Source organism: Psychrobacter sp. Ps6 (assembly GCF_022129235.1).
Taxonomy (GTDB): domain Bacteria; phylum Pseudomonadota; class Gammaproteobacteria; order Pseudomonadales; family Moraxellaceae; genus Psychrobacter.
This window is the reverse complement of the sequence record NZ_JADQAI010000019.1, coordinates 1-6,570: the sequence shown is the minus strand read 5'-3', so window position 1 is coordinate 6,570 and position 6,570 is coordinate 1. Positions and strand designations below refer to the sequence as shown.

General features: G+C 39.1%; 7 protein-coding genes. 1 reads left to right on the top strand and 6 read right to left on the bottom strand.

Translation table 11 applies throughout. From position 1 onward, the window contains the following. Positions 1 to 51: 51 nt before the first annotated feature. The 3 genes from I3255_RS12970 to I3255_RS12960 are packed head-to-tail and all read right to left on the bottom strand — an operon-like array spanning position 52 to position 2,694. The gene (locus I3255_RS12970; RefSeq protein WP_176285794.1) at positions 52 to 846 is read right to left on the bottom strand and encodes a glycosyltransferase family 2 protein; all 795 of its coding nucleotides are present in this window, start codon (positions 844 to 846) and stop codon (positions 52 to 54) included. Continuing rightward, positions 843 to 1,628: a glycosyltransferase family 2 protein gene (locus tag I3255_RS12965; RefSeq protein ID WP_237033283.1), complete on the bottom strand. Its 786-nt coding sequence runs from the start codon at positions 1,626 to 1,628 to the stop codon at positions 843 to 845. The genes I3255_RS12970 and I3255_RS12965 overlap by 4 nt, the downstream gene beginning before the upstream one ends. A gap of 7 nt (positions 1,629 to 1,635) precedes the next feature. Next, positions 1,636 to 2,694, bottom strand: coding sequence for a glycosyltransferase family 9 protein (locus I3255_RS12960; protein WP_238039191.1), 1,059 nt, complete (start codon positions 2,692 to 2,694; stop codon positions 1,636 to 1,638). Positions 2,695 to 2,783: 89 nt separating this feature from the next. Here I3255_RS12960 and I3255_RS12955 point away from each other — a divergent pair, with 89 nt between their 5' ends. Next, positions 2,784 to 3,491, top strand: coding sequence for a 3-deoxy-D-manno-octulosonic acid kinase (locus I3255_RS12955; protein WP_237033285.1), 708 nt, complete (start codon positions 2,784 to 2,786; stop codon positions 3,489 to 3,491). 48 nt (positions 3,492 to 3,539) lie between these two features. Here the strand turns inward: I3255_RS12955 and waaA are convergent, their stop codons facing one another. From waaA to I3255_RS12940, 3 genes are all read right to left on the bottom strand, one after another. Then, positions 3,540 to 4,814 (bottom strand): lipid IV(A) 3-deoxy-D-manno-octulosonic acid transferase, encoded by a 1,275-nt coding sequence (gene waaA, locus I3255_RS12950; RefSeq protein ID WP_238039190.1) that lies wholly within the window; start codon positions 4,812 to 4,814, stop codon positions 3,540 to 3,542. A 6-nt stretch (positions 4,815 to 4,820) separates the two neighbouring features. Next, positions 4,821 to 5,852, bottom strand: a complete 1,032-nt coding sequence (waaF, locus tag I3255_RS12945; RefSeq protein WP_238039189.1) for a lipopolysaccharide heptosyltransferase II — start codon at positions 5,850 to 5,852, stop codon at positions 4,821 to 4,823. A gap of 4 nt (positions 5,853 to 5,856) precedes the next feature. Continuing rightward, the coding region (locus I3255_RS12940; RefSeq protein ID WP_238039188.1) for a WavE lipopolysaccharide synthesis family protein at positions 5,857 to 6,570 on the bottom strand (714 nt) is incomplete at its 5' end.

Below are 6,570 nucleotides of genomic sequence, written 5' to 3'. Positions count from 1 at the left end.
GATGACCATTGGTGATGGGATCAAAAGTGCCTGGATAAATTACGCGTGTGGTCATTTTTGTGTTCCTAAATATTTATCGATACCATTGGGGCAATAAGTTAATTTTTCATCAATCGTTTTTTGCAATATGATATCGTTATCAGCAAGAGATCGGCGTGAATTTTCTTTGTGGTAAAGATGGTATCCAACTCCAGCAAATTTTAAATATAAGCGCTGTAAACCTAAATTCAGCATTCGGTGGACAAATTCACTGTCTTCTCGTCCCCAACCGATAAAGTCTTCATTAAAACCATTAACACGAATCACATCTTCGCGCCAAAACGCCATATTACAACCTCGGGTCGATTTATCATTATTACGAATGTATGAAAACCATTGACTTAGTAAAGGGTGGCTAATGCAATTGTGGCGATTACGAATCCCTGTTGATGTAATGGATGGGATAGCACCATGTTCCATAATTTTTTGGCTGAACGCAGAATCCGTGAGAACTCGACCTCCTTGCACAAACTGATGCTCTTTCGCTACTTTTGCATGTGAGGCGATAAACGTCGGAGAGAGTACCATATCACCATCGATCATGATCAGATAACGGCCTTGAGCTATAGCAATGGCCTTATTACGACTTTTGGCTAGTTGGAATCCTTCATCTGGGATCCATGAATGAATTAATGGAACGGGAAAGGTTTCTCTATATTGGTCAATTAGTACTTTAGTATCTTCACGAGAACCGTCATCAGCAATGATCACTTCATCGGGGAGTTGTGATTGACGTAAAACACTGTTTAAAACGGCACTTAAAGCTTCTTTCCAATTGTAGGTAGTAATGATCAAAGAAATTTTCATTGCGTTTTATCCTGTTGTTCTCTAAGCCATAAATCAGTGTATTTAACAAAGGTTGAGTGCATAGTCAGCCAAGCGATAATAAAGCCTCTACGACCATCTAAAAAGCCCAATCGAATCACATACATTTTAAGGAAACTGGCAAAAGCATGTAATAGTGCCGTACTGATGCTGCTTTTTTTACGACCTTCACGTTCATCGGTCCATGCCTTTATGTATTTTGTAGTTTTCTCGATGTAGTGATGCAGATTATCGTAGGTGTGATGATGTAATCGTCCTGATAATTTTTGTTGTTGGGCATGGTCTGGAATGATGACTTTTTCATGCACTAATGCATCATTATATTGAGTCAACTGTATTGGATACAATCGAACTAACCAATCGGGAGACCAGCCGGAATGATGGATAAATTGTCCAAATGCTGAGCTTAATCGATTGATTAAATATACGGTGTTGCTATCAGGATATTGTAATATATGTTCAATAGATGCTCTTAATTCAGGCGTCACTCGCTCATCGGCATCAAGCCATAATATATAGTCACTCTCTACAAATGCTTGTGCTCGTTGACGTTGAATGCCAAACCCAGGCCAATCTTCAGACACATAAAATTTGTTCGTATATTGGCGTGCAATCTCTTCTGTCGCATCACTACTTCCAGAATCTAGAATGACAATTTCATCAACCCAATCTTTAACTGAGTCTAAACATGCAGCTAGATGCTTTTCTTCATTTTTAACAATCAACGCAACAGCGAGGCTTGCTCTAGTATTGTCTGGCTTCATCAGTTTCTCACTGTAATTGTGTAGATATTAAAGGTTTGATAATGATATCTAGCTGTTTAATGACATCGTCGGTTGAAATTGCAGCCATAATATCGCTACCTTTAACTCGTGTTCCCCAAGGTAATTGAGCAAGAGGTTTTCCATACTGCTGTTCTGCCATAGTTTTATAAACGCTGACAACGTACTTTTGACTGAGATATGGGCCTGTCCGGGTCGGGTTGCTGTGTCCGTATAAGCCAATAACAGGAGTACCTTGTGTTGTCGCTAGATGAGCTGGTCCTGAATCTGGAGCAATTACAACAGAAGCGTATTTTAGTAGTGCAGTAAGTTGGAGCAGGCTTGTTTTTCCAATGAGGTTTATGATTGGATAGCTGCACTGTTGCTCAATTACTTGACCTAATTTTTGCTCTCGTTGTGTAGGCGAACCACATAGAATAACATTGAGCCCTTTTTCTATAGCGTAATCAGCAACAGTAGCATAGCGTTCTGGGATCCAATTTCTCTCATCTTTACTTGCAGCAGGTGAAATAATCAATGTCGGCTGTTTGATGTACTGTTTAGCAAAGGAAATGTTATCTTCAGATAATGGGATATGCCATTGTGGGGAGGTAAATGGAACACCAAGATAGTGAGCAAATTCTGCAAAATTATCTAAGACATGAGGGGCTTTGGTTTGTGGTAGTTTTTTATTGGTGAATAACCACTGACCTTCTTTGGCTCTTTCTTTAGAAAAACCAATTTTGTAACGCGCTTTAATTCCTAATGATAATACGCTAGCTCGAAACGCAACTTGCATATCAAGAAGTACATCAAATTTTTGATTTTTTAATGAATGCCAAACAGATTTAATACCTTGCCAACCTGCTTTTTTATCAAAACTTACAACATTAATATTAGGAAGAACATGGATCAGTTGGGCCTCTGTTTTTCCAACAATCCAGGTGATTTTGGTTTCTGGCCAGTGTTGTTGGATTGTTTGTACAACAGCAATTGCATGACAAACATCACCAATAGCAGATAAACGTAAAATACAAATTGATTGGGGAGGTGTTGTAAACAAGGCCATAGAAATACCCGATAAAAAGTTGTCAGTGGATTATGCAGTTAGTGATGAGAATTGTAAAATAAACCCAAATAAAGTTGAGAGGGGCCGCAATGCAGAAAATTAGTCATGATCAGCAGATTATATGGTTTGACGAACGTTATTTAAATGTTGATCCGCGTTGCTGTTTTGATGTTGAGTTTTGGCAACAGCAAGGAGCGATTATTGGTTCAGCTCAAGGGCGAGGAACTACATGGTTTCTCGCAGGTGACACGATAGATATGGCATTACGGCATTATCGACGAGGTGGTTTATTTGGCAAAATTATTAGTGACAGTTATTGGTTTACTCGTTGGAATAAGACTCGCAGTTATGCTGAATTGATGCTTTTAAAAGTATTACGAGATGGGGGCGTGAATGTCCCTCGCCCTGTTGCTGCACGAGTAGAAAAAAAAGGATGTATTTATCAGGCAGATATTTTGGTCGAGAAAATCGCTAATAGTCGAGATCTCGTTGCTGTTCTAATTGAAGCATCATTACCTAAATCGGTTTGGTATCAAATAGGCCAGATGATTCGTAAGATGCATGAGTTACAAGTTTGCCATACAGATTTAAATGCCCATAACATATTGCTTGATACGAATCATCAGGTATGGCTAATTGATTTCGATAAGTGTTATCAGCAACAGGGTGATCATTGGAAAAAAGATAACCTAGCCCGTTTAGAGCGATCATTTATTAAAGAAGTCAAAAAACGCAATATTCAATGGCAGATGCAAGATTGGCAAGCATTACTAGATGGCTATAACCAACAAGAGTAAAGATAAATAGCGATGAGAGTGGACTCTCCCGTTCTCATCGCTACGAATTTAATGCAGGTAGTCAGTAATACTATCAATAGTTCGTTGAACGGCACCCTGATTTTGTTGTACCACTTGTCTGCCATTTTCTCCCATTAAATGTTGGCGTTTGGGATTAGAAAATAAGGTAACAACCTGTTCGGCTAACATACTACTATCTTGGCAAATTTCTATTGCATCGGCTTGGTGTAATTGTTCAGTAATGTCGATAAAATTATAATAACTTGGGCCGGTGATCGCAGGCTTACCGACTGCTGCCGGCTCTAGTAGGTTATGGCCTCCAACCTTATCACCAATTAAACTTCCACCCATAAATGTAACATCACTGCTTGCAAGAAGTAAGAGCATTTCACCCATAGTATCTGCCAAATATACTTGCGTAATAGGGTTAATTTCTGCCTTACTTGTTCGACGATGTACAGTGAATTGAAAGTTTTTTTCTGCCATCAGTTCGACTTCATTAAAGCGTTCTGGATGTCTTGGAACTATGATCAATAAGGCATCAATATTGTGCTGTAGTATTGTATTGAAGGCGGAGAAAACTTGCTCATCTTCGCCTTTATGAGTACTTGCTGCGATAAGAATTGGACGCTTGTCCCCAAGTCGAGTTCGTAGCTGTTTGGCTTGTTCAAATATAATGGGGTCTACGGTTAGATCGTATTTAATCGAGCCAGTGACTGTAATCTTTTCACTAGAAGCTCCAATATTCAGAAAACGTGCGGCATCATCAGTGTGCAGACAAAGAATTTTATCAATACGACTTAACAGCGCTTTGGTAAAAAATGCCACAGAGCGGTAACGTTTAGCTGAACGTTCAGATAAACGAGCATTAGTAATTACAATTGGGATCCGATGATTGCTAACTGCGGTAAGCGTATTTAGCCAAAGCTCTTTCTCGACAATGAGCATTAGTTTTGGTTGAACGGCTTTAAGAAAACCTCGAACACACCAAGTAAAATCGATTGGCATATAGCGATGTTCAACCAAATCACCCAGCTTAGCTATTTGCTCTGCTCCTGTACTAGTTGTAGTCGTCACTACAATAGCTTGTTGTGGGTATTGTTCTTTGAGTGCTTTGATCAGAGGGGTTATCGCTATGGACTCTCCTACAGATGCAGCATGAATCCAAATTGGATTTTCCCCTTTAATAACGGGTGTTAGACCAAAATGTTCTTTCCACCGCTTACCAAATGTGGGCTTACCTGGCTTGTGTTTATATAAACCAAATAGCAACAATGGAGAGGCTAAGGCAAGAAGTAGAGTGTAAATGATTTGAAGTAGCATAATAATTTATACTTTTTGTAACTTATCAATGGCATTGATAACCAAATCAGGAGTTAACTCAGTTAAGCATTTTAAATGACCAAGAGGACACTCACGCTTAAAGCATGGACGACAACTGATGTCTGTATGCAATACCTCAACATGTTCCGCTAATGGGGGGGTATAACTAGGAGTAGTGGAACCATACAAAGCAACAATATGGCATCCAACTGCAGCGGAAACGTGCATTAAGCCAGAGTCATTACTAACTACTATTTTACATGCAGCAAGCAAATCGATGGCTTCAATTAGAGATGTATTACCCGCAAGATTGTGACAGAAAGCTTGTAACTCTGCGGGTAAGCTATTTTTAATTTTATCCGTTACTTCACGATCTTTGGCTGAACCAAATAACCAAACTTGATGGCCTTGTTCTATTAATGTTTTAGCAGTTACCGCAAAATGTTGCTCAGGCCAGCGCTTTGCTGGGCCAAATTCAGCACCAGGGCATAAACCAATTGCTACTCTGCCACTGCTTAAGCCAAATTTATTCAGTGCTTCTTTTTGTGCAACAGGATCAATAGTTAGCTTTGGGTTGGGCATCTTTGTTAAACAGCCTGAACCGGTCATATTTCTTGCTGGGTGAGCGAGTGCAATGTAGCGCTCAATCATCAAATTAAATGCTTTTTTATTGTTGCGAAGGTCATTCAGTAGACCATAACGCATTTCTCCTTTCCAACCTGTTCGCACTGGAATCTTGGCAAAAAAGGGTACTAAGGCTGATTTTGCTGAGTTAGGTAATACATACGCGTGATCATATTGGTCATCACGAAGAATTTTCCCTAATTGATAGCGCGCTAATAGATTGAGATCGCCGTGACCTAGTGGCATTTCGAGCGCTTGATTAACTTCAGGCATACGCTCTAATACTGGCTTACACCAACCAGGAGCCATAACATCAATAATGGCTTCAGGGTTAAGTTTTTTAATTTCAGTATAAAGACATTGCGACATGACCATATCGCCGACCCATGAAGGCCCAATGATTAGAATTTTCATAACATTACTTCATGATGTGATATTTAATAATTGTCCATAGCTTACTTATTGGTAAGTGAACAGCTCTTCGTAGCTGCAGTTTTATATCGTTCATCGTTATTGGAATTGGCGTATTAGAGTCGCAATAAAGACGATAGAGTTTTAGCCAATCAGTAAAACTGTACTCATTAATTCGTTTTTTCTTTATCGAAATTTTTCTTAGCCCTAGACCAATCTTATTCGGTTCTGCAATGATGAAATTATTGGCCAAAAAAATATCCCATTGTTTTAATTGATCTTTTGATGCATCAAAACGATGACTCATGATTGGCATATCGATTAGTCTGGTTATCCATAATAAGCCATAAATTTGTTCTGCTTCCAGGTTAGGGTAGGCTAATTTCTCATTGTTTTTTTTGCATAGCAACGGACTGATAGGGTTTTGTAAAAAAGCAGGTTGTCCCCAGATTTTGATAAGATCATCGGTGCGACCAAAATAGAAAAAATCACTTAAACTGTAGAGGATTTTAAATCCGTTTGACGTTCGTCTTGATAAATTAGCATTAATAACAATGCGTTCATTAAAAATGGGCATTGTTCGATTTTTAGAGGCAAACTGTTGCTGCAGTGCTTTGAATTGATCACCGTTGAGGTAATTATCACTTCGTAACTTCAGTGCGTAAGGGGTCTCCGTTGCATGTAGCCCTTGTTTAATAAGATGTATCTGTCTATTGTAGTT

Coding starts and splice junctions, on each gene's coding strand:
- I3255_RS12970 (WP_176285794.1), bottom strand. CDS start 846: ATGAAAATTTCTTTGATCATTACTACCTACAATTGGAAAGAAGCTTTA.
- I3255_RS12965 (WP_237033283.1), bottom strand. CDS start 1,628: ATGAAGCCAGACAATACTAGAGCAAGCCTCGCTGTTGCGTTGATTGTT.
- I3255_RS12960 (WP_238039191.1), bottom strand. CDS start 2,694: ATGGCCTTGTTTACAACACCTCCCCAATCAATTTGTATTTTACGTTTA.
- I3255_RS12955 (WP_237033285.1), top strand. CDS start 2,784: ATGCAGAAAATTAGTCATGATCAGCAGATTATATGGTTTGACGAACGT.
- waaA (WP_238039190.1), bottom strand. CDS start 4,814: ATGCTACTTCAAATCATTTACACTCTACTTCTTGCCTTAGCCTCTCCA.
- waaF (WP_238039189.1), bottom strand. CDS start 5,852: ATGAAAATTCTAATCATTGGGCCTTCATGGGTCGGCGATATGGTCATG.